The 1,323-nt window shown below is 69.6% G+C and carries 1 protein-coding gene; it reads right to left on the bottom strand.

Going from position 1 to position 1,323, the window contains the following annotated elements:
* Positions 1-41 precede the first annotated feature (41 nt).
* The coding region (locus KZA10_RS15445; RefSeq protein WP_218683324.1) for an NAD(P)/FAD-dependent oxidoreductase at positions 42-1,323 on the bottom strand (1,282 nt) is incomplete at its 5' end.

Genomic DNA, 1,323 nt, shown 5'->3' with positions numbered 1-1,323 from the left:
CGCATCCGTCGCCGTGTAGCCCACGACGACCGAGCCGGTCATCAGCTGCCGCTCTCGACAGCGCCGGCGTCGCGACTGGCGTCGACGATGTTGGAGGCGACGAGGTGTCCCATGCGGATCGCGCCGTCGACGTGCTGGTATCCGGCACCGGCCATGTCGCTGCAGGCGAAGTGGATCGGACCGACGGCCGTGCGAAGGTCGGCGCCGTAGCGGTGCAGGCCGCCCATGTCGAAGCTGGCGGCGTAGGCGCCGCGCGTCCACTCCTCGCTGCCCCAGTCGCTCTCGTAGTAGACGACGGGGTTCTTGGCCTCGGGGCCGTAGTAGTGCGACAGCGACTCGAGGATCCGCTCCTTGCGCTCCTCGGCCGACAGCTCGAACACGCCGTCGGCGTTGGCGTCGGACACAAAGCCCACCAGGGTGCCGCGCTCGTCGCCGTGGTTGGTGTTGTCGTAGGCCTCGTGCGAGAGCTCGTAGGGGCTGAACGCCGTGCCGCTGAGGCCCTGCTCGCGCCAGAACGGACGGTCGTAGACCGCGTGCACCTTGATGACGAAGCCCATCGAGAGGTGCTGGTGCAGCTGATGCTGGCGACGCGGCAGCGGCGGGTCGAACGAGATACGGCTGTACAGCACGGGAGCGTGCGCGAGGATCGCGTGGCGAGCGCGCACGGTGAGCTCATCGGTGGTGGCCACGACGCCGGCGTCCGACCACTTGAGGCTGCGCACGGGCTGGTTCAGCAGCACGTCCTGGCCCAGGCGCTCGGCCAGGCGCAGCGGAACCTGCTGCAGACCCCCGACCACGCGCTTGTCGAGGATGAAGTCGGCGTCGACGAGGTTCGAGTAGGAGCCGGCGGATGCGGCCATCAGCAGCGACTGCAGCAGCGAGAACGAGTGCGTGGGCTTGGTGAGCATCGCGGAGCCCGTGGCGAAGGCCAGGTTCCGCACGGCCTCGTCGTCGTCGGTCTGCGAGCGCAGCCAGGCGTCCCAGGTGATGGAGTCCCACTCCGCGGCGTTCGGGTGCTCCCACGGCCGGTCGGGGTCGATCTCGGCGACCAGCGCGTCGAGGATCCCGGTGATCCGTGCGATCACGGCCTCGGTCTCGGCGGAGACGGGGAACATCTCGCCGGTGAAGCGGTGCGTCTTCCCGTCGGGGCCGACGTAGACGCTGTCGCCCTCGCGGTAGCGGCTGTAGGTCTCGAGCCCGAGCTCTTCGATCGTCTCCTTGAGAGCATCCTGATCGGGCGAGACCCACTGGCCGCCGATCTCGAGCATGGCGCCGTCGATGACGTCGGTCCACAGGCGCCCGCCGACGCGGTCGCGGGCCTCC

It is taken from the genome of Microbacterium sp. BF1 (genome assembly GCF_019279095.1).
Classification (GTDB): domain Bacteria; phylum Actinomycetota; class Actinomycetes; order Actinomycetales; family Microbacteriaceae; genus Microbacterium; species Microbacterium maritypicum.
The sequence above is the reverse complement of the archived record's forward strand: the minus strand, read 5'-3'. Positions and strand labels throughout refer to the sequence as shown.